Here is a 20,292-nt window from a genome sequence, read left to right on the forward strand (position 1 = left end):
GCCCCCGCCGACCCGCGCCCCCGCGCTCACCGCACCCGCGACGCCCGAAGCTCCATCGCTTCGCGCGCGGTGTGCTCCGCCCCGTACACCTCGCACATGTGGCGCCCGTCCGGCGTCGCCGTGTGCTCGACCTCCCAGAGGCTGAGCTCGCTCCCGTCGCGCAGCAGGAACGCGTGCTCATACAGCGTGACTCCGGCGTCCCGGCCGTCGGCGCTGCACTGCCGGCCGAACGCCTGCGTGATCTGGTGGGCGGTGGCGCCGCTCAGGCGCCGCGCGATGTCGGCGTCGGGGCGGTCCGCGTTCTCGGCGCGGCGGAGCACCCGGCGGGCGTGGTCGGCGGAGTTGTCCGGAACGAAGACGCGCGGGAGGGCGAGGGGACGCGTCGCCATGAGCGTCGCCAGCACCTCCAGGTCGGCTTCGAGGTCGGCTTCGAACGAGTCCTCGCCACTGCTCGGCCGCGCCAGCCGGGACGCGGCCAGCCGCACGTCAGCGGCCTCCGCGTACAGCTCGTGCCGCGTGCCGGCGTCGCGACCCGCGTTGTACGCGAGTTCCCACAGGAGGAGCGTGCTTCCGTCGGAAAGCAGGAACGCGTGCTTGAACGTCTCGCGGTGCAGCCCCGCCGTGTGATGCGAAGAGTGCAGTGAAGTGTTGTGCGCCAGCGCCGACTCGAGCCGCTCCACGGTCGCGTCGGGCAGGTCGAACGAGTTGAGTGCGCGCCCCAGGAGTCCCTCGAGGTGCTCCTCGGTTGTCTCGTACGGATCGCTCAAGGGTCTCTCCAGGCCGTCGCCGCTTGTTACGTGGTGAGTGCTCAACGTAGCCCCTGGGTCTGACAACGTCGCCGGGTTGAGGAAAACGAAGGGGGCGTACGTGAGGTTCCCGCGCCCCCATTGGCAACTCGTCGCGCCCCTAACGGCCTGGTGCGCGATAGGGGACGGGCCCGCGGCGCCGGCTACGGCACCTCGCCGCGTTGGCGAAACGCCCTAATAGCTCCGCTATGAGGACGCTCCGCCGCCTTGCGATGCACCGCATCCGACGCCGCGGGCTGATCCGCCCCCTATCGCGCACCAGGCCGTAAGTCAGTAGAGGTCCCGGTACGCCGGGAAAACACCGCCCGGCCCGTCAACCCCCTTGGCCGCCAGCACGGCCTTCACCACGGCACGGGTCAACGTGTCCGCACCGGCCGCGAGCACCTCATTCAGGGCGCTCGCACCCGCGTAGGCCGCGAAGGCGGGCTCGGGGGCGCTGGTCAACAGCGGCCGCGTCCCCGTGGACAGGGCGAAGACGGTGTCCCCGTCGGTCAGTAGATGTACGGGGCGCAGGGCGCGGGCGAGGCCGTCGTGGGCGCTACCGGCGAGCTTCTGGGCCTGCGCGCGGGTGAGTTCTGCGTCCGTGGCGACGACGGCGAGCGTGGTGTTCAGCGGGGGGCGCGCGGAACTCGCCGCACGCCGCTCCGTCTCTTCGCGCGCCTCGGCCATCGCGCGCATCGCCGCCTCGTGCACGGCCGGGGGCGGGTAGTCGAGGTACCCCTGGAAGCAGCTCCCGTACAGAACGCCCGTCAGCGGGTCGACCGCCGACCCCGCGGCGTTGACAACCACGAGCGCGCCGACGGTGACTCCCGACGCGAGGATGGTACTGGCCGTGCCGACCCCGCCCTTCAGCGCGCCCACTACTGCGCCCGTCCCGGCGCCGACCCCGCCCTGCGCCACGGCTGCCCCATCGGCCGTGCGGGCCGCGTCCTCGACAGCGGCGCGACCGGTCGCCGCGTCGGGCCTGCCCCGCCAGTCGCCGCCGCGCCCCAGGTCGAAGAGGCAGGCGGCCGGCACCACCGGCACGACCTGCGCCGGATCGGGTCCGACGCGGAAACCGCGGCCCTGTTCCTCCAGCCAGGCCATGACCCCGGAGGCGGCATCGAGCCCGTACGCGCTGCCACCCGTCAGGACGACGGCGTCCACGCGTTGCACCAGGTTGCGCGGATCCAGCGCGTCCGTCTCGCGGGTGCCCGGGCCCCCGCCCCGTACGTCCACGGCGGCCACCACCCCGCCGTCGGGTGCCAGTACGACCGTGGTGCCGCTCAGCGACAGCCCACTATCCACGCGGGCGTGCCCGACCCGCAGCCCGGTCACGTCGGTCAGGGCGTCGGCTGCCGGAGTCGAACGCTGTCCCAGTGAGTCCATGCGTCCGTGCGTATCACGGGAACGACTCGGGAACGACTCGTCATCTGGTTCATCGCCTGTCCGGCCGCCGTACCCTGGAAGCATGAGCACCGCCCCCACCCACGGACCGCGAGATCCGGAGCAGACGTCCGAGCGGCAGGCCGAGCGCAAGCCGAGGCCGAAACCGGCGCTGGACTTCGGCGATCCGCTGGAAGAGCAGTCGGCGGACGACACGGACCGCGGGTGGGGTGAGCGGCCTGGTGGCGGCGGTGGTGGCAGCGCGGCCGACCTCGCCCGTTTCCTCGACGAGAAGCCGCCGCACCACATCTGAGCCGCGGCTACACGCCCCCGCGCCCCGGCCCACCGTCTGCCCCAGCCCCACCGTCGCGCCCCGGCCCACCGTCGCTCCCGGAGCCCCGCTGCGCGACCAGCACGTCCCTGATCTCCTTCAGCAGTTCGATCTCGGTGACCTCCATCATCTCGACGGTGGCCTCCTTCGCCTTCTTCCGCGCGGCCTGCCTGGCCAGGTACTTGGACATCGGCAGCACCATGAGGAAGTAGACGACCGCTGCGGTCATCAGAAAGCTCAGGGTCGCGCTGAGGACCAGTCCCCACATGATCGGGATGCCCTGCATCACGCCGTTCGCATTCGTCTCGCACGGCTGCTTGAGGCAGGAACTGTACTTCTCCAGGTCCTTCGTGCCGAACGCGCCGACCAGCGGATTGATCACGCCCTTGACGATCGAGTTCACCACGCCGGTGAACGCGGCGCCGATGACCACCGCGACTGCCAGGTCGATCACATTGCCGCGCATCAGGAAGGCCTTGAAGCCTGCCAGTACGCCCTCTTTCTCCTCGCTCACGAAAAATGAGCCTCTCTTCGCGTGTACCGGGGGTGGAACCGAATCCTCCGAAACCTAAGGCAGCAACCGGCGCCCCTGTCCAATCGATGGTCAGCACAGCGTCACCGCCAGCCGGGACGTCGCACCCGCACCGGCCAGCGCCGCGGCCATGTTCCTCGGGACGGACAGCACGACCAGAGCGCCGCCGCCGCCGTCTCCCAGCGCTCCCCGCGCCTGCGGTACGTCGGCCACCCGGACGCCGGCAGCCACGACCCGGGCTTCCGGTGATCCGCCGCCGCCCGCCGCAGGAGTGCCCGGGGCCGCGATCACATCGACGCGGTCGCCCCGGCGCAGCAACCGCACGGTCGCCGCGTCCGCGATACGTACCGGAGCGGACACCAGGTCCACCCGGTCCACTCCGCCCACCTGATCCACCCGCTCCACGGGCCGGTGTTCGCGCTGCGGCGCCGCGACCGCCGCCGGCTGCGCCGCGCCCGTACGCCCCAAGTCCCGGGCGCCCGAGGCGGCCAGCGCGGCCGCGCCCATCGCGAGCCCCGCCGCCATCGCCCGCTTCCTGCGGCGCACCGCGCGCCGCAGCCGGTGCTTGCCGCCGCGCACCCGCAGCGGAGCGAACTCGGGCACGGGGCAGGGTGGGGGGCCGGGCACCGGCGGGGGAGGTGTGGAGACGCGGGCAGGGAGAGACACGGCGATCACCGCCAAAGGTGGGAGGTCCGGGCGTTCGGTCCCGGCTGAACACCCCTCACGATCCACGGTCCGTCCCGATCCCGTCGCGGCCTGTGGACGGACCGCGGGTTGTGGACAACCTGCTCACCCGTCAGGGAAGCGTGATCCCGGTGTCGAGGCCGTCGAGCGCGTGGGCGCACAGGCAGTCGCGGGCCGCGTCGGCCGGCAGCCCCGCCACCGCGTCGAAGAGCACGTCGCGCAGGCGGTCCACGTTCGCGGCGAACACCTTGAGCACCTCTTCGTGCGAGACGCCCTCGCCCGTCTCCGCCCCGGCGTCCAGGTCCGTGACCAGTGCCAACGACGTATAGCAGAGCCCCAGTTCCCGGGCGAGCACCGCCTCGGGGTGACCGGTCATGCCGACCACCGACCAGCCCGCCGCCGCATGCCACCGCGACTCTGCCCTCGTCGAGAACCGAGGCCCCTCGACGACGACCAGCGTCCCGCCGTCCACGGGCTCCCACTTCCGCCCGCGCGCCGCCGTGAGCGCGGCCCTGCGCCCCTCGGGGCAGTAGGGGTCGGCGAACGTCAGGTGAACGACGTTGGGCAGCGTCCCGTCGACCGGTGTCTCACCGTCGTAGAACGTCTGCGTGCGCGCCTTGGTGCGGTCCACCAGCTGGTCCGGTACGAGCAGCGTGCCCGGCCCGTACTCGACCCGGAGCCCGCCCACCGCGCACGGTCCGAGGATCTGGCGTGCGCCGACCGAGCGCAGGGCCCACAGGTTGGCGCGGTAGTTGATGCGGTGCGGCGGCAGGTGGTGGCCGCGCCCGTGGCGGGGGAGGAAGGCGACCCGCCGTCCGGCGATCTCACCGAGGAAGAGCGAGTCGCTCGGCTTCCCGTACGGAGTGTCCACTTCGACCTCGGTCACGTCCTCCAGGAAGGAGTAGAAGCCCGAGCCGCCAATCACACCGATCTCTGCGTTCGCCATGGCGGTCACAGTATCGGGACGCTAAAACGCCGAAGACCCCGCCGTCGGAAACGGCGAGGTCCTGCTGCGACTGCGGGAAAACAGTGGGCCTAGGCGGCCGAGGTGCTGCTCGAAGAGCTGGAAGAGCTCGACGACGAGCCGCTGGAGCCGCTGGAGCTCTTCGACGGGGCGGCCGGCTTCGAGTCGGAGCCCGAGGGCGAGGACGACGCTCCGGCTGTCGCGGACGACGTAGCCGGCGTGCTGCTCGACGAGGAGCCGCGGCTGTCGTTCCGGTAGAACCCGGAACCCTTGAAGACGATGCCGACCGCGGAGAACACCTTCTTCAGGCGTCCCTCACAACCGGGGCACACGGTCAGTGCGTCATCGGTGAATTTCTGCACCGCCTCTAGGCCTTCGCCGCACTCGGTGCACTGGTACTGATACGTCGGCACTTGTCATCCTCCTGGCACTCTCACTCGTTGAGTGCTAACAAACGTCCATACTAGCTCTTGCGGGCGGGCGACCGGAGTAACGTTCGTCACCTGCCTGCGGGCAGCGGTCAGGGCTCGGCCGTGACGAGGGCCCGATGGGCCCAAGTGAGAAGCCGCCGCAACCCTGCGGCGGAGACGCACAGTGACGTATTCCGCGCGGAGAAGACGAGACGTGTAGACGGAACGGACGGCGGCCACGGCTGACTGTGTCTGAGTGCGTCAATTGCTGACCGCGACAAGATCGCGGTGGACCGTGCCGCGCGTGACCACGTGGGTCACGCGGGCCGATGTCAGCCGCGAACGCAGCGCCACCAGCGTGACCAGGGCCAGCGTGGTGCCCGCCAGCGGCACCAGGAAGCCGGTGCTCGCGCCGCCCGAGTCGACGAGCTGTCCCGCGACCGTGACGGCCGCTGCCTGGCCGAGCGCGACGGCGCCGGTCAGCCAGGTGAAGGCCTCGGTACGCGCCGATGCGGGCACCAGGGTCTCCACCATCGTGTAGCCGGTGATCATCGCGGGCGCGATGCACAGGCCGACCAGCAGGCCGAGCCCGGCGAGCAGCGGCACGGAGTGCACCGCCCACAGGCCGGAGGCGGCCAGGGTCAGGGCGGCGTATCCGGCCAGGAGCCGGCGGCGGGGGCCGACCTTCCAGGCGATGGCGCCGCAGGCGATACCGGCGAGCATGTTGCCCGCCGCGAACGTTCCGTAGAGCAGTCCGTTCACACCGGGGTTGCCGATCTCCTCGGAGAACGCGGTCAGGGAGACCTGCATGCCCCCGAAGACCGCGCCGATGCCGAGGAACGCCACCGCGAGCACCCGCACGCCCGGTACGGACAGTGCGGAGACGCGCGGTCCGCCGGCCGCGGACAGCAGACCGGCCTGCGGCTGGGTACGCCGCTGCAGCGCGAAGAACAGGCCGCCGACCAGGGTCAGCGTGGCTTCGGCGATCAGTCCCGCCGCGGGGTGCACGCCGGTGCACAGAGCGGTCGCGAGCACCGGACCCACGACGAAGGTGAACTCGTCCGTCACGGACTCGAAGGCAGCTGCGGTCGACATCAGCGGCGAGCCCTCGAGCTTCGCCGCCCAGCGGGCCCGCACCATCGGACCGATCTGGGGAACGGAGGCACCGGTGGGAACGGCCGCGACGAACAGTGCCCACATCGGGGCGCCCGCGAGCGCCAGGGCAGTCAGCGCGACAACCGAGGTGGTGTGCAGCAGTACGCCGGGAATCAGCACGGCGCTCTGGCCGAAACGGTCGGCCAGCTTTCCGCTCTGCGGCGCGAACAGTGCCATGGAAACGCCGGTGACGGCCGCGACGACGCCGGCGCTCGCGTACGAACCGGTGGTGTGCTGTACGAGCAGCACGATGCCGATCGTCAGCATCGCGAAGGGCTGCCGTGCCAGGAAGCCGGGCAACAGGTACGTCCAGGCTCCAGGGATGCGGAGCAGTTGGCCATAACCCGGGCGGGGAGTGGTGACCGTGTCTGACACGGTCCTTGCCTTTCTGCCGCCTGGTGGCTCTCCCCTGTGCACGCGGGTGTGTGCGTGCGGGAGCAGCCGAGAGCTGTCCTCTTGCGCAGAACCGGCGGTAGATACCGGGGCACCCACTGTGAGGGGGCCGGCCGCCGTGCGGTCGCGCCAGCTCTGCTTCAGACAGAGTTGGTCGATCAATAGACCTTCATGCTACAGGGCATCGCTCCGGAAGTGCCTGTGAATACCTGCGGAATGGGTCACACCGCCTGCGATCAAATGGAACTCGGGCCGCCGGTTCCCAGCCACTGGGCCAGCTTTCCTCCCTGCCCGACGGCCCGCAGCCGCCGCTCGGCAGCGTCGCGTACCGGATCGGTGGCCACCACCAGCAGCTCGTCACCGCGCCGCAGCACGGTCGTCGGCAGGGGCACGAAGCTGGTCTTGTCCCGTACGACGAGGGTGACCGCCGCCCCGTGCGGCAGCCGCAGCTCGGCCACCTCCACCCCGTGCATCCTCGACTTCTCGGGGATGGCGACCGACAGCAGGTGCCCGCGCAGCCGCTCCAGCGGCGCCGACTCGATGCCCAGGTCGGCGGCCTCCGACGGATCGGTGGCAAGCCGCAGCCGCTTCGCGACCCAGGGCAGGGTCGGCCCCTGGACGAGCGTGTAGACGACGACCAGCACGAAGACGATGTTGAAGATGCGGTCGCTGCCCTCGATTTCGGACACCAGCGGAATGGTCGCCAGGATGATGGGTACGGCACCGCGCAGCCCGGCCCACGACATCAGGGCCTGCTCGCGCCACGGGATGTGGAACGGCGCCAGGCTGACCATGACCTCCAGGGGCCGCGCCACCATGGTGAGTACCAGCCCGACGACGACGGCGGGCCAGAAGTCGGTCACCAGTTCGTGCGGCGTCACCAGCAGGCCGAGCAGCACGAACATGCCGATCTGGGCGATCCAGCCGAGCCCGTCGGCGAACCCGCGGGTGGCCGGCCAGTGCGGCAGCTTGGAGTTGCCCAGCACCATCGCGGCGAGATAGACGGCGAGGAAGCCACTGCCGTGCGCGATGGCTCCCGCGGCGTACGCCGACAGAGCGATGGCCATCACGGCGATCGGGTAGAGGCCGGACGCGGGCAGCGCCACACGGCGCAGCGCGAACGCGCCGAGCCAGCCCATGGCGAGGCCGATGCCCGCGCCGATCGCCAGTTCCAGGGCGATCTCGCCGATCAGGACGTACCAGCTGTCCACCGGACCGACCGTCGAGAAGGCGACCACCAGGATCACCACGGGGGCGTCGTTGAAGCCGGACTCGGCTTCCAGCACACCGGTGATGCGGGAGGGCAGCGGGACCTTGCGCAGGACGGAGAAGACCGCGGCGGCGTCCGTCGACGAGACGACCGCACCGATGATCAGTGCCTGCCGCCAGTCCAGCCCGACCAGATAGTGCGCCCCGGCCGCCGTGATGCCCACGCTCACCGCGACGCCGACGGTCGACAGGACCGCCGCGGCGGGCAATGCGGGTTTGATCTCTTTCCACTTCGTGCCCAGGCCGCCCTCGGCCAGGATCACCACCAGTGCGGCATAGCCGATCACCTGGGTCAGCTCGGCGTTGTCGAACTGGACGTCGAAGATGCCGTCCTGGCCTATGACAACGCCGATCCCGAGATAGAGCAGCAGGCTTGGCAGCCCACTCCGGGAGGAGATGCGCACAGCCGCGACGGCGAAGAGAAGAACGAGCGAGCAGATGAGCAGGAGTTCGTTGAGCTCGTGGACAGTCAGTGGCCGTTCCTTCCGCGCGCGCCTGCCGGATCGTTCCTCCGGCGGCCGGTACTTCGTTACCTTACCTAATCTTTTACGTTTCCTTGACGCGTTCGATCGCCCGTACGATCACCGATGGAGACACCGCGTCCAAGGCCCGAGAGCGCTGCGCCTATGGTTGCTCCAGCACTCCAGGACCACCCTGCCCCTCGAAGGACAGCGATGCCCGCCAACACCACCGCCTCTTCCGGCAAGAAGAAGAAGGGGCGTCGCGCCCGTCTGCTCGTGATCGTGCTGGTGTTGGCCCTCGTCGCGGGTGTCGGCTACGGCACGTACTGGAGCATCAGTACGGTCCGCGCCTCTTTCCCGCAGACCACGGGATCGCTCAAACTCGACGGCCTTACCAACCCGGTCGAAGTCAAACGCGACAGTTACGGCATTCCGCAGATCTACGCGGACACCGACGAAGACCTCTTCCGCGCCCAGGGGTTCGTCCAGGCTCAGGACCGCTTCTACGAGATGGACGTCCGCCGTCACATGACGTCGGGCCGGCTCTCCGAGATGTTCGGCGCCGACCAGGTGGACACCGACGCGTTCCTGCGCACGCTCGGCTGGCGTCAGGTCGCGCAGAAGGAATACGACACCAAGCTGAGCCCGGAGACGAAGAAGTACCTCCAGGCGTACGCGGCCGGAGTCAATTCCTACCTGAAGGGCCGCGACGGCAAGGACATCTCCGTCGAGTACGCCGCACTGGGCTTCGTCAACGACTACAAGCCTGAGAAGTGGACGCCCGTCGACTCGGTGGCCTGGCTCAAGGCGATGGCCTGGGACCTGCGCGGCAACATGCAGGAAGAGATCGACCGTTCGCTGATGACGAGCCGGCTGAGCCCGGAGCAGATCAAGGACCTGTACCCGGCCTACCCGTACGACCGCAACAAGCCGGTCGTCCAGGAGGGCGCGCTCGACAAGGCGACGAAGAAGTACGACCCGTCCGCCTCGGCCACTGAGACGGACGACGGCACGGGGACGGGCGCGGGCACCGGCACCGGATCAGCAGGCACCGGTACGGGCACCGGATCAGCAGGCACCGGCACCGCCAACAGCGCCGCCGGCGCCTCCCAGGGCATCCAGTCCCAGCTCGCCGGCATCTCCGACGCCCTCGACGAGATCCCCGCCCTCTTCGGCCCCAACGGCAGCGGCATCGGCTCCAACTCCTGGGTCGTCGCCGGCCGGTACACGACGACGAAGAAGCCACTGCTCGCGAACGATCCGCACCTCGCGCCCCAGCTGCCCTCGCTCTGGTACCAGATGGGCCTGCACTGCCGGAAGGTCTCCAGCACCTGCCAGTACGACACCGCCGGATACACCTTCTCCGGCATGCCCGGCGTGGTCATCGGCCACAACCAGAGCATCGCCTGGGGCTTCACCAACCTCGGCGCTGACGTCACCGACCTCCACCTGGAGAAGGTCACCGGCGAGAGCTACCTCTACGACGGCCGCGAGAAGACCTTCACCACCCGCGAGGAGACCATCAAGGTCGCCGGCGGCGAGTCGAAGAAGATCACGGTCCGCTCCACGGGCAACGGCCCGCTGCTCTCCGACCGGAGCGGCGAACTCGGGACGGTCGGTGAGAAGGCGCCGGTGGACAACGCCGCTCCCGACCGCGGTGACGGCTACGGGGTCTCACTGAAGTGGACCGCGCTGATGCCCGGCAAGTCCATGGACGCCGTGTTCGAGCTGAACCGCGCCACGGACTTCAAGTCCTTCCGGGCCGCCGCCGCCCACTTCGAGGTCCCCTCGCAGAACCTCATCTACGCCGACACGGCCGGCAACATCGGGTACCAGGCGCCCGGCCGCATCCCGGTGCGCAGCGCCGGCGGAGACGGCGCAATGCCCACCGCCGGCTGGGACCCCCGCAACCGCTGGAAGGGCTACATCCCGCAGGCCGAGCTGCCGTACGAGTACAACCCGAAGCGCGGCTACATCGTCACCGCCAACCAGGCCGTGATCGACAAGGAGAAGTACCCCTACCTCCTCACCGAGGACTGGGGCTACGGCGCCCGCAGCCAGCGCATCACCGACCTCATCGAGTCGAAGATCGCCGACGGCGGCAAGATCTCCACCGACGACATGCGCACCATGCAGATGGACAACAGCAGCGAGATCGCCAAGCTGCTCACGCCCCACCTGCTGAAGATCGACGTGTCGGACCCGAACGTCCGGGAGACGCAGAAGCTCCTGGAGGGCTGGGACTACACCCAGGATCCGGACTCCGCGGCCGCCGCGTACTTCAACGCGGTGTGGCGCAACGTCCTCAAGCTCGCCTTCGGCAACAAGCTGCCGAAGGAACTGCGGGTCAAGGGACAGTGCCTGAGCGTCCGCCCCGCCGACGGCACGGGGCCGGTCGACGACCCCGGCCAGCGGGTGCGTGAGTGCGGCCGGCGGGCCGGCGACTCGGCGCAGCCGGACGGCGGCGACCGCTGGTTCGAGGTCGTCCGGGGGATGCTCAAGGACGAGAAGAGCGAATGGTGGCAGGCGCCGAACACCCGCCTGGACCCGGCGACCGAAACCCGTGACGACCTGCTGGCCCGCGCCCTCAAGGACGCCCGCTGGGAGCTGACGGCCAAGCTGGGCAAGGACGTCGACTCCTGGAGCTGGGGCCGTCTGCACCAGCTGACGCTGACGAACCAGACCCTGGGCACCAGCGGCCCCGGCGCCGTCCAGTGGCTCCTCAACCGGGGCCCGTGGAACCTGGGCGGCGGCGAGGCCACGGTCAACGCCACCGGCTGGAACGCGTCCGGCGGCTACGAGGTCGTCTGGGTGCCGTCCATGCGCATGGTCGTCAACCTCGGCAACCTCGACCGTTCCCGGTGGATCAACCTCGCCGGTGCCTCGGGCCACGCGTACAGCGCGCACTACACCGACCAGACCGACAAGTGGGCCAGGGGCGAGCTGCTCGACTGGTCGTACGGTGACGCGGCGGTCGAGGAGTCCACCACCGACAAACTGGTGCTCAGACCGTAATCCTCGATCCACAGACGTCACGCCGGTGGATCGAGGCCAAGGCGCCGGACACCGCCCGGCGTCACCACGGCGCTCACGAGGTGGTCGTGCGGTTCCCTGGGGACCCGTACGACCACCTCGTCGTCGTACAGCAGCACCACCAGGTGCGGATGCGCGTCCGCCGCGTCCAGCCGCGCCAGCACCCGGTCGTACGAGCCGCCGCCCCGTCCGAGCCGCACCCCGCGACCGTCGACGGCGAGCCCCGGCAGCAGTACGGCGTCCGCCTCCAGCACCGCCTGTACCCCGAGCCGGGTGCCCGCGGGCTCCAGAAGCCCGAGCCGGGCGGGCGCGAGGCACTGCGGGCCCTCGTAGACGGCCCAGTCCAGATCGTTGTCCGCGAGGAGTACGGGAAGCAGGACGCGTACGCCCCGCGCGCGCAGCGCGTCGAGCAGCGCGCGGGTGCCCGGTTCACTCCCGATGGACACGTACGCAGCGACGGTCCGGGCGTCGGCGAGCTCCGGCAGAACCAGTGCGTTGCGGGCCAGAACTGAGGCGGCCTTCTCGACGTCATTCCTGGTCAACCGGGATCTCATGTCCAGGAGTTCTTTTCGCAACCCTGTCTTGTCAGGCTGTTCATTCATCACGGTGGCCTCGCAAATGCCTCGTAAAATATTTTATCGCCTGAAATCGAACCTTCCGCACATACGTTACGGATATCGTCTGACCATGACTCAGCCCCCCCGGATCAGTAAGGCCGTCATCCCCGCCGCCGGCCTCGGCACCAGGTTTCTGCCGGCGACCAAGGCCACTCCCAAGGAGATGCTGCCCGTCGTCGACAAGCCCGCCATCCAGTACGTGGTCGAGGAGGCCGTGACCGCGGGCCTCTCCGACGTCCTCATGGTGACCGGCCGCAACAAGCGCCCCCTGGAGGATCACTTCGACCGCAACTACGAGCTGGAGTCGGCCCTCGGCCGCAAGGGCGACGCCGAACGCCTGCGCCGGGTGCAGGAGTCGAGCGACCTCGCCACCATGCACTATGTCCGCCAGGGCGACCCCAAGGGCCTCGGCCACGCCGTCCTGTGCGCCGCCCCGCACGTCGGCGACCAGCCCTTCGCCGTACTGCTCGGTGACGACCTGATCGACCCGCGCGACCCGCTGCTGTCCCGGATGATCGAGATCCAGGAGCAGCACGGCGGCAGCGTCGTCGCCCTCATGGAGGTCGACCCCGCACAGATCCACATGTACGGATCGGCGGCCGTCGAGCCGACCTCCGAGGCCGACGTCGTACGCGTCACGGGCCTGGTCGAGAAGCCCGACGCGGCGGACGCCCCCAGCAACTACGCCATCATCGGGCGTTATGTACTGGACCCCGCCGTCTTCGGCATACTGCGCACCACCGAACCCGGCCGCGGCGGCGAGATCCAGCTCACCGACGCCCTCCAGCAACTGGCCGACGACGAGAAGGCCGGCGGCCCCGTGCACGGCGTGGTCTTCAAGGGCCGCCGCTATGACACCGGTGACCGGGGCGACTACCTGCGTGCCATTGTCAGACTCGCATGCGAACGTGAAGACCTGGGGCCGGAGTTCCGGACCTGGCTGCGCAGTTATGTGACCGAGGAGATGTAAAGGCCGTGAGCAGCACGATCTGGTCGGTGGACGAGCACCTTGAGGACATCCTCGCCGCGGTGAAGCCGCTCGAACCCATCGAGCTGCAACTCCCCGACGCACAGGGGTGCGTCCTCGTCGAGGACGTCACGGTCCAGGTCGCACTCCCTCCCTTCGACAACAGCTCGATGGACGGATACGCCGTCCGTACGACTGATGTGGCCGGAGCGAGCGAGGAGTTCCCCGCCGTCCTGACGGTGATCGGGGACGTCGCCGCGGGCAGCGGCGAGATGCTGAAGGTCGGCCCCGGCCAGGCCGCCCGCATCATGACGGGCGCCCCCCTGCCGCCCGGCGCCGAGGCCGTCGTCCCGGTCGAGTGGACCGACGGCGGCAGCGGCGGCGGCGCCGCGACCACCATGCGCTCGGCGCGGGACGCACCCGAGGGAGCGTCCGGCGAAGTCTGCGTCTTCCGTTCCGCCGAGGCGCGGGCCCACGTCCGCGCGCGCGGCAGCGACGTCCAGCCCGGTGATCTCGCCCTGGAAGCGGGTACGGTCGTCGGCCCGCCCCAGATCGGCCTGCTCGCCGCCATCGGCCGCGCCACCGTCAAGGTCAGGCCGCGCCCCCGCGTCGTCGTCCTGTCGACCGGAAGCGAACTGGTCCAGCCCGGGGAAGTGCTGGCCGCGGGCCAGATCTACGACTCCAACAGCTTCGCCCTCACCGCGGCCGCCCGCGACGCCGGCGCCATCGCCTACCGCGTCGGGGCCGTCACCGACGACGCCGAGACGCTGCGCGCCACCATCGAGGACCAGCTGATCCGCGCTGACATGATCGTCACGACCGGCGGGGTCAGCGTCGGCGCGTACGACGTGGTCAAGGAGGCCCTGTCGTCCGTCGGCGACGAGGACGAGCCGGGCAGCGGCATCGACTTCCGCAAGCTGGCCATGCAGCCAGGCAAGCCCCAGGGCTTCGGCTCGATCGGCCCCGACCACACCCCCCTGCTGGCCCTCCCCGGCAACCCGGTTTCGTCGTACGTCTCCTTCGAGCTCTTCGTCCGCCCGGCCATCCGCGCCCTGATGGGCCTGGCCGACGTGCACCGCCCCAGGGTCCGCGCCACGCTGAGCGCGGACCGGCCCCTGACCTCCCCGGCCGGTAAGCGCCAGTTCCTGCGGGGGAGGTACGACGAGGAATCGGGCACCGTCACCCCTGTCGGCGGCACCGGATCGCACCTGATCGCGGCCCTCGCCCACGCCAACGCCCTGATCACGGTCCCGGAGGACACCACCGAGGCCGAGCCCGGCACCGAGGTCGACGTGGTCCTGCTCGGGTGACCGGGGCCGGGTGCGGGTAGCGTGTCTGCCCTCACACGCTCACCCGCCCTGACCCGGAGCGCCACACACAATGAGTACGCACCAACGGCTCACGCACATCGACGAGGCGGGCGCGGCCCGCATGGTCGACGTCTCGGCCAAGGACGTCACCGCGCGCACCGCCCGCGCCACCGGACGCGTCCTTGTCGCGCCGCGCGTCGTCGAGCTGCTGCGCGGCGAGGGCGTCCCCAAGGGGGACGCCCTCGCCGCCGCCCGTATCGCCGGAATCATGGGTGCAAAGCGCACCCCCGACCTGATCCCGCTCTGCCACCCGCTCGCCCTGTCCGGCGTGAAGCTGGACCTGGTGGTCGCCGACGACGCCGTCGAGATCGCCGCGACGGTCCGCACCACGGACCGCACCGGCGTCGAGATGGAGGCCCTGACCGCCGTGACGGTCGCCGCGCTCACCGTGATCGACATGGTGAAGGCGGTCGACAAGGGCGCGGTCATCACCGACGTGCGGGTCGAGGAGAAGACGGGCGGCAAGTCCGGCGACTGGAGCCGGGCATGAGCCCCGCGCCCCGCGCCGGTGACGTCTACGGCCACGGCCACGGCCACGAACCGGCGGCCGCCGCTCCCGCATCGGCCCCCGAGCCGCCGCAGGCGCAGGCGTATCCGCCGCGCCGCGCCCTGGTCGTCACGGCCTCCAACCGGGCCTCCGCCGGGGTCTACGCCGACAAGGGCGGCCCGATCCTGGCCAACGGCCTGCGCGCCCTGGGCTTCGCGGTCGAAGGCCCACAGGTCGTCCCGGACGGCGACCCCGTGGAGCAGGCCCTGCGGGCCGGAGTCGAAGCGGCGTACGACGTCATCCTGACCACCGGCGGCACCGGCATCTCCCCGACCGACCGCACCCCGGACGCCACCCGCCGGATCCTCGACTACGAGGTGCCCGGCATCCCCGAGGCCATCCGCGCCGAGGGCCTGGCGAAGGTCCCCACCGCGGCGCTCTCCCGCGGCCTGGCCGGCGTCGCCGGGCGCACCCTGATCGTGAACCTCCCCGGCTCCACCGGCGGCGTACGCGACGGGCTCGCGGTCCTGGGGCGCCTGCTGGTGCATGCCGTGGACCAGCTGCGGGGCGGCGACCACCCCACAGGGCCCGGACCCGGGAGCACGAGCTGAACGCTGCGTCCTGGCCCGTCGAGCTGGCGGACGGCGATGTCGCCCTCCGCCCGATAAAGCTGCGCGACCACGGTGTGTGGCGCGAGGTCAACCAGCGCAACCGCGACTGGCTGCGGCCCTGGGAGGCCACCGTCCCGCCGCCCGCGCCGTCGGGGCCGGTGGCCCAGCGGCCGACGTACCGTCAGATGGTCCGCCATCTGCGCGCCGAGGCGCACGCGGGGCGGATGCTGCCCTTCGTCATTGAGTACCAGGGGCGTCTGGTGGGCCAGCTGACGGTTGCCGGGATCACCTGGGGGTCGATGTGCTCGGGGCACGTCGGCTACTGGGTGGACCGCGAGGTGGCGGGCCGCGGTGTGGTCCCCACGGCTGTCGCCCTCGCCGTCGACCACTGTTTCCGTACCGTCGGGCTGCACCGCATGGAGGTCTGCATTCGCCCGGAGAACGCGCCCAGCCGCAGAGTCGTGGAGAAACTCGGTTTCCGCGAGGAGGGGGTCCGGCCCCGATATCTGCACATCGACGGAGGATGGCGCGACCATCTGGTCTTCGCCCTCACGGCCGAGGAGATCCCCGAGGGACTGCTGACCCGTTGGCACCGGGCGCGACCTCAGCACATCCCATAAATCAAATTCATGTTCGAATTTGATCGCTGAGAGCTGCGAGTCGACTGCAAAAGGACCCGTAAAGCAGCCTGTTGATCCGATCAGTCACAAAAAAAGTTCGAGTTATCAGCCAGATCGTGCGACACACCGGCCCAATTGGCGGATGGGGTTGCGTGAACCCCTCTACGGTGAGGGGTGTGAGCAGCAGCGGCCTCATTTACGCAGTCATCGTCGGGGCCTGGGCCGCCTACTTGGTGCCGATGTGGCTCCGCAGGCAAGACGAGCTCAACGAAGCCCGTCCGACGGAACGCTTCAGCACCGCCATCCGGCTGCTGTCCGGACGGGCGGCGATGGAGCGCCGGTACGCCAAGGAGCTGCGGGACCGCGCCGAAGGCGAGGCGGAACCCGACGTGGAACCGGATGCCGTCACGGACCGAATGGGTACCGTCGACGTCCGGCACTCCGCCGTGCCCCCGACGCAAGCCGGAACCCACACCGAACGCCGGCCCGACCGCCCGGCCGCCGGGCGCACCGGCGTACGGGAAGGCGCGCGCGACGGCGTGCGCGACGAGACCGCCCGGCATGGCACCCGCGAGGCGGACCGGGAGCGCGTACGCGAAGAACGGAACGCGCGCACCGCGGGCGCCGCCGCCGAACGCGCCCGGCGCTCCAAGGTCCTCGCCCGCCGCCGGCGCACCACAATGATCCTCTTCCTCGCCTTCACCATGGGCACGATCGTCGCCGCTGTCAGCGGGCTCCGGTTCCTGTGGGCGCCGGCTGTGCCCGCCGTACTGCTGAGCGCGTACATCGTGCATCTGCGGACCACCGAGCGGCGGCGTTTCGCCTTCACCATGGACCGCCGCAGGGCCGAGGTCGCGGCGCAGCGGCTGCGCGAGCGTCGTCCACACCCGGGGCGCCGGGCGGTTTCGGCCGAGCCCGGCGAGGAGCCCGTCGTACGCCCCGAACCCGAACCCGCGCCCGCCGTCTCCCCGCAGGAGGCGGGCCGGCGCGCGCTCGTGGAGCAAACGGACCACGCGGAGTGGGTGGACCAGCAGCGCGAACGTGAGCGCGGAGCGGCCCGGGGCGAGAGCTGGGACCCGGTCCCGGTCCCGCTGCCCACCTACGTCACCGCCCCGGTCGCCCCGCGTGCCACCGGCAGCGTCGACTTCGGCGACCCCGGCACGTGGAGTTCGGCCCGCTCCAGCACCGCCGAACCCACGCCCGCCCCCGAGCCCCCGCCCGCCGAGAACCAGGAGCAGCACCGGCGGGTCAGCCCCGGCCGCCGCGAACGGGAACGCGAACGGGGCCGCGGCCGCACGCCGCTCTTCGACCAGTTCGACGAGGGCGACCGGCCGCGCGCGGCCAACGAGTGACCGACGAATGACCTGCGGAGAACCGATTTCCGAGCACCCCGATCGAGATGCTAAAGTTTCACTCGTTGCAAGGGCCTGTGGCGCAGTCTGGTAGCGCACCTCGTTCGCATCGAGGGGGTCTGGGGTTCAAATCCCCACAGGTCCACCGCACGACTGTTCTTGATTTAGTTCTGGAACGGTTGACGAGTTCCCGTCCGATCTGTTGATCGGGCGGGATTTCGTCGTTTCTGGGGTCTGTTCGAGGTCTCCGAACGCGGGCGGGTCCTTGGGTTGTGGCTCGGAGGGCGTCGGCGGAGGATTCGGGGGGTGGTTCGGGTGCTGGAGACGTGCCGGGCTCGGGGTCTCCAACGCCGTCCAGGCCAGGGAGGTCGCCGGCTTCGCCGACGGGGTGATCGTCGGCTCGGCCTTCGTGAAGCTCCTGCTGGACGCACCGGACCCGGCGGCCGGGCTGGCCGCCGTGCGGGCCCTCGCGGGGGAGCTGGCGGAAGGGATCCGGGGCGTCCGCAGGAGCTGACGCCATGGACGCACACGCGTCCTGTCCGTCACGCGGATCGCGATGGGGCGACTGCTGCCGTCAGCGGCTTGGCGAAGCAGCGGCTGTCCTCGTACTCGCGGAAGTGGCCGAACTTTTCGGTCGGGGCGTAACCGCTCGACGTGTAGAGGGCGATGGCCTCCGGCTGCTCGGTGCCGGTCTCCAGGACCATCCGGGTGCGGCCGGCCGCGACGGCGTCGGCCTCCAGGGCGGCGAGGACGCGGCGGGCCAGGCCGAGGCCCCGGCACTCGGGGATGACGTACATGCGCTTGAGCTCGGCGTCGCCGTCCGCGTACCCCTCGCCGTTCGTGTCCTGGGCCCGCCAGCCGCCGGTGGCGACGGGGCGGTCCTGGGCGTCGTACACGAGGAGGTAGAGGCCGCCCGGTGGCTCGAACATGGTGGGGTCGAGCGGCGTCGTGTCCCCCTCGCCGTTGTAGCGCTCCCGGTACTCCTGCTGCACTTGGGCTTCGAGCTTGAGGGCGTCGGGGTGGTCGTAGGGGCGTGTGTGGATATGCATGCGGAGTATCGTACTTCTATGCGGGAGTGCGGTATGGGGCACGGCCGTGTGGGGCGCTGCCCGATGTCTGTATTGTGCCCCGGATGCTGACTGTGACCTCCGTGAATGTCAATGGCCTGCGCGCCGCCGCCAAGAAGGGCTTCGTGCCGTGGCTGGCCACAACCTCCGCCGATGTGGTCTGCCTCCAGGAGGTACGGGCCGAGCCGCAGCAGCTCCCGGCGGAGGTGCGTGACCCCGAGGGCTGGCACGTTGTGCACGCCCCCGCCGCCGCCAAGGGCCGGGCCGGCGTCTCGCTCTACACGCGGCGGGCGCCGGACCGGGTGCGGGTCGGGTTCGGTAGCGCGGAGTTCGACGGCAGCGGCAGGTACGTCGAGGCGGACCTGCCCGGCGTCACGGTCGCCAGCCTGTATCTGCCCTCGGGGGAGGTCGGCACCGAGCGGCAGGACGAGAAGGTGCGGTTCATGGACGCGTTCCTGCCGTACCTGAAGGAACTCAGGGAGCGCGCGGCGGCGGACGGTCGCGAGGTGCTGGTGTGCGGTGACTGGAACATCGCCCACCACGAGGCCGACCTCAAGAACTGGAAGGCGAACCGCAAGTCCTCCGGGTTCCTGCCGGAGGAGCGCGCCTGGCTGACCCGGGTGTTCGAGGAGGCGGCGTACGTCGACGTGGTGCGGGCGCTGCACCCCGAGCAGGACGGGCCGTACACCTGGTGGTCCTACCGGGGGAAGGCCTTCGGCAACGACTCGGGCTGGCGCATCGACTACGCGGTGGCGACTCCGGGGCTGGCCGGGCGGGCGGTCAAGGCGTACGTCGAGCGGGCGACGAGCTACGACCTGCGCTGGTCGGACCATGCGCCGGTCACAGCGGTCTTCGAACGCTAGGCGCTTGGGGGTGGGCCTCTCCGGGGTGCCGAGGTCGCCTTCAGGTGTCCTTCTCGGACCTGATCAGGCGGTCCAGGGCCATCGACAGCTCGGCGTCGACGACGCTCTTGGCGAGCGGGCGCAGGCGTTCCAGCGATGCGGCGGGAGTGGCGCCCGCCGCGCTGTCCGCCGCGCTGTCCGCAGTGCCGCTCGCCGCGGCGACCGCCGCGCCGCCCGCCGTGTCGTCACCCGGCTCGCCCTCCCCCAGGTGCGAGCGGATCATGGCGGCGAAGACCTCCGCCATCGCCGTCGTGTGCTCCCGGACCTCGCGGCCCGCCCGGAGCACGGCGGCCAGGGGCACTCCCTCGCGCACCAGGGCCGCCGACACGTCCAGCAGGCGGCGGCTGATGTGGACGATCTCGTCGCCGTCGGTGGCGAGGTAGCCGAGGTCGAGCGCAGCGCCGAGGTTCTCCGGGGTGACCTCGCCCGCGAAGTGGTCCGCGAGGGCCTCGGGGGTGAGGCGGACCGGGGTCTCCTCGGACCAGGTGGCGGGGGCTCCGGCCTCGCCCAGGCCGAGCAGTTCGCCCACGTCGCGGCCGCTCTCGAAGGTCGTGGCGAGGTCCGCGATGCCGTTCAGGGTGTGTCCGCGCTCCAGCAGCGCGGCGATGGTGCGCAGGCGGGCCAGGTGGTGGCCGTCGTACCAGGCGATACGGCCCTCGCGGCGCGGCGGGGGCAGCAGTTTGCGCTCGCGGTAGAAGCGCAGGGTGCGCACGGTGATGCCGGCCTCCCTGGCCAGCTCCTCCATGCGGTACTCGCGCGGCGCTGCTCCCTCAGTCACGGGGGAAGCCTATGTTCTGCCGACGGCGGCCGTGCCAGTCGTGGTCGCGTCAGTTGTGGTCGTGCCGGTCGCGGCCGCGCCAGCCGTGGCGGTGCCCGGCGATGTGAACTGATCCGGT

At 70.8% G+C, this 20,292-nt stretch carries 20 protein-coding genes, 1 tRNA gene and 1 pseudogene; 11 read left to right on the top strand and 11 right to left on the bottom strand.

Annotation, left to right across the window (positions count from 1 at the left end; genetic code table 11):
• Positions 1-26: 26 nt before the first annotated feature.
• Positions 27-767 carry a DUF6227 family protein gene (locus ACU6WZ_RS16860; RefSeq protein WP_447028874.1) on the bottom strand — a complete coding sequence of 247 codons (741 nt, stop codon included), beginning with the start codon at positions 765-767 and terminating at the stop codon, positions 27-29.
• 309 nt (positions 768-1,076) lie between these two features.
• Positions 1,077-2,174, bottom strand: a complete 1,098-nt coding sequence (locus tag ACU6WZ_RS16865) for a P1 family peptidase (RefSeq protein ID WP_447028875.1) — start codon at positions 2,172-2,174, stop codon at positions 1,077-1,079.
• A gap of 82 nt (positions 2,175-2,256) precedes the next feature.
• Here ACU6WZ_RS16865 and ACU6WZ_RS16870 point away from each other — a divergent pair, with 82 nt between their 5' ends.
• The gene (locus tag ACU6WZ_RS16870) at positions 2,257-2,484 is read left to right on the top strand and encodes a hypothetical protein (RefSeq protein WP_447028876.1); all 228 of its coding nucleotides are present in this window, start codon (positions 2,257-2,259) and stop codon (positions 2,482-2,484) included.
• Between the two features lie 7 nt (positions 2,485-2,491).
• On the opposite strand, the gene mscL is transcribed toward ACU6WZ_RS16870, so the two are convergent.
• The 6 genes from mscL to ACU6WZ_RS16900 form a co-directional block, all read right to left on the bottom strand.
• Positions 2,492-3,016 (bottom strand): large conductance mechanosensitive channel protein MscL, encoded by a 525-nt coding sequence (gene mscL / locus ACU6WZ_RS16875; protein ID WP_447028877.1) that lies wholly within the window; start codon positions 3,014-3,016, stop codon positions 2,492-2,494.
• Between the two features lie 90 nt (positions 3,017-3,106).
• Positions 3,107-3,637 (bottom strand): hypothetical protein, encoded by a 531-nt coding sequence (locus tag ACU6WZ_RS16880; RefSeq protein ID WP_447028878.1) that lies wholly within the window; start codon positions 3,635-3,637, stop codon positions 3,107-3,109.
• Between the two features lie 193 nt (positions 3,638-3,830).
• Positions 3,831-4,664 (bottom strand): S-methyl-5'-thioadenosine phosphorylase, encoded by an 834-nt coding sequence (locus ACU6WZ_RS16885; RefSeq protein ID WP_447028879.1) that lies wholly within the window; start codon positions 4,662-4,664, stop codon positions 3,831-3,833.
• A gap of 89 nt (positions 4,665-4,753) precedes the next feature.
• A complete protein-coding gene (locus tag ACU6WZ_RS16890; protein WP_447028880.1) occupies positions 4,754-5,095 on the bottom strand; it encodes an FmdB family zinc ribbon protein in 342 nt (113 codons plus the stop codon).
• 258 nt (positions 5,096-5,353) lie between these two features.
• Positions 5,354-6,622, bottom strand: coding sequence for an MFS transporter (locus ACU6WZ_RS16895; protein WP_447028881.1), 1,269 nt, complete (start codon positions 6,620-6,622; stop codon positions 5,354-5,356).
• A gap of 254 nt (positions 6,623-6,876) precedes the next feature.
• Complete coding sequence (locus tag ACU6WZ_RS16900; RefSeq protein ID WP_447034081.1) at positions 6,877-8,382, bottom strand: potassium/proton antiporter; 1,506 nt, start codon at positions 8,380-8,382, stop codon at positions 6,877-6,879.
• Positions 8,383-8,583: 201 nt separating this feature from the next.
• Between ACU6WZ_RS16900 and ACU6WZ_RS16905 the strand changes: the two genes are divergently transcribed.
• Positions 8,584-11,385 (top strand): penicillin acylase family protein, encoded by a 2,802-nt coding sequence (locus ACU6WZ_RS16905; RefSeq protein WP_447028882.1) that lies wholly within the window; start codon positions 8,584-8,586, stop codon positions 11,383-11,385.
• 17 nt (positions 11,386-11,402) lie between these two features.
• Here ACU6WZ_RS16905 and ACU6WZ_RS16910 read toward each other — a convergent pair whose 3' ends face one another.
• Positions 11,403-12,005, bottom strand: coding sequence for a 5-formyltetrahydrofolate cyclo-ligase (locus ACU6WZ_RS16910; RefSeq protein ID WP_447028883.1), 603 nt, complete (start codon positions 12,003-12,005; stop codon positions 11,403-11,405).
• 85 nt (positions 12,006-12,090) lie between these two features.
• Between ACU6WZ_RS16910 and galU the strand changes: the two genes are divergently transcribed.
• From galU to ACU6WZ_RS16950, 8 genes and pseudogenes are all read left to right on the top strand, one after another.
• Positions 12,091-12,990, top strand: coding sequence for a UTP--glucose-1-phosphate uridylyltransferase GalU (gene galU, locus ACU6WZ_RS16915; RefSeq protein WP_447028884.1), 900 nt, complete (start codon positions 12,091-12,093; stop codon positions 12,988-12,990).
• A 5-nt stretch (positions 12,991-12,995) separates the two neighbouring features.
• Positions 12,996-14,297, top strand: a complete 1,302-nt coding sequence (gene glp / locus ACU6WZ_RS16920) for a molybdotransferase-like divisome protein Glp (protein WP_447028885.1) — start codon at positions 12,996-12,998, stop codon at positions 14,295-14,297.
• A 70-nt stretch (positions 14,298-14,367) separates the two neighbouring features.
• Complete coding sequence (gene moaC / locus ACU6WZ_RS16925) at positions 14,368-14,847, top strand: cyclic pyranopterin monophosphate synthase MoaC (protein ID WP_447028886.1); 480 nt, start codon at positions 14,368-14,370, stop codon at positions 14,845-14,847.
• A complete protein-coding gene (locus ACU6WZ_RS16930; RefSeq protein ID WP_447028887.1) occupies positions 14,844-15,455 on the top strand; it encodes a MogA/MoaB family molybdenum cofactor biosynthesis protein in 612 nt (203 codons plus the stop codon). The genes moaC and ACU6WZ_RS16930 overlap by 4 nt, the downstream gene beginning before the upstream one ends.
• Positions 15,452-16,075, top strand: coding sequence for a GNAT family N-acetyltransferase (locus ACU6WZ_RS16935; RefSeq protein WP_447034083.1), 624 nt, complete (start codon positions 15,452-15,454; stop codon positions 16,073-16,075). Before ACU6WZ_RS16930 ends, ACU6WZ_RS16935 begins: the two co-directional genes overlap by 4 nt.
• A 176-nt stretch (positions 16,076-16,251) precedes the next feature.
• A complete protein-coding gene (sepX, locus tag ACU6WZ_RS16940; protein ID WP_447028888.1) occupies positions 16,252-17,427 on the top strand; it encodes a divisome protein SepX/GlpR in 1,176 nt (391 codons plus the stop codon).
• Positions 17,428-17,498: 71 nt separating this feature from the next.
• A tRNA-Ala gene (locus tag ACU6WZ_RS16945) sits at positions 17,499-17,572 on the top strand.
• A gap of 186 nt (positions 17,573-17,758) precedes the next feature.
• Positions 17,759-17,941: pseudogene (locus tag ACU6WZ_RS16950) on the top strand (tryptophan synthase subunit alpha); the annotation flags it as partial.
• Between the two features lie 28 nt (positions 17,942-17,969).
• Here ACU6WZ_RS16950 and ACU6WZ_RS16955 read toward each other — a convergent pair.
• Positions 17,970-18,476 (bottom strand): GNAT family N-acetyltransferase, encoded by a 507-nt coding sequence (locus tag ACU6WZ_RS16955; RefSeq protein WP_447028889.1) that lies wholly within the window; start codon positions 18,474-18,476, stop codon positions 17,970-17,972.
• Between the two features lie 83 nt (positions 18,477-18,559).
• On the opposite strand from ACU6WZ_RS16955, the gene ACU6WZ_RS16960 reads away from it, so the two are divergent.
• A complete protein-coding gene (locus ACU6WZ_RS16960) occupies positions 18,560-19,357 on the top strand; it encodes an exodeoxyribonuclease III (RefSeq protein WP_447028890.1) in 798 nt (265 codons plus the stop codon).
• Between the two features lie 40 nt (positions 19,358-19,397).
• On the opposite strand, the gene ACU6WZ_RS16965 is transcribed toward ACU6WZ_RS16960, so the two are convergent.
• The gene (locus tag ACU6WZ_RS16965) at positions 19,398-20,141 is read right to left on the bottom strand and encodes a MerR family transcriptional regulator (RefSeq protein ID WP_447034085.1); all 744 of its coding nucleotides are present in this window, start codon (positions 20,139-20,141) and stop codon (positions 19,398-19,400) included.
• Positions 20,142-20,292: the final 151 nt, after the last annotated feature.

This window comes from Streptomyces hypolithicus, from assembly GCF_052934925.1.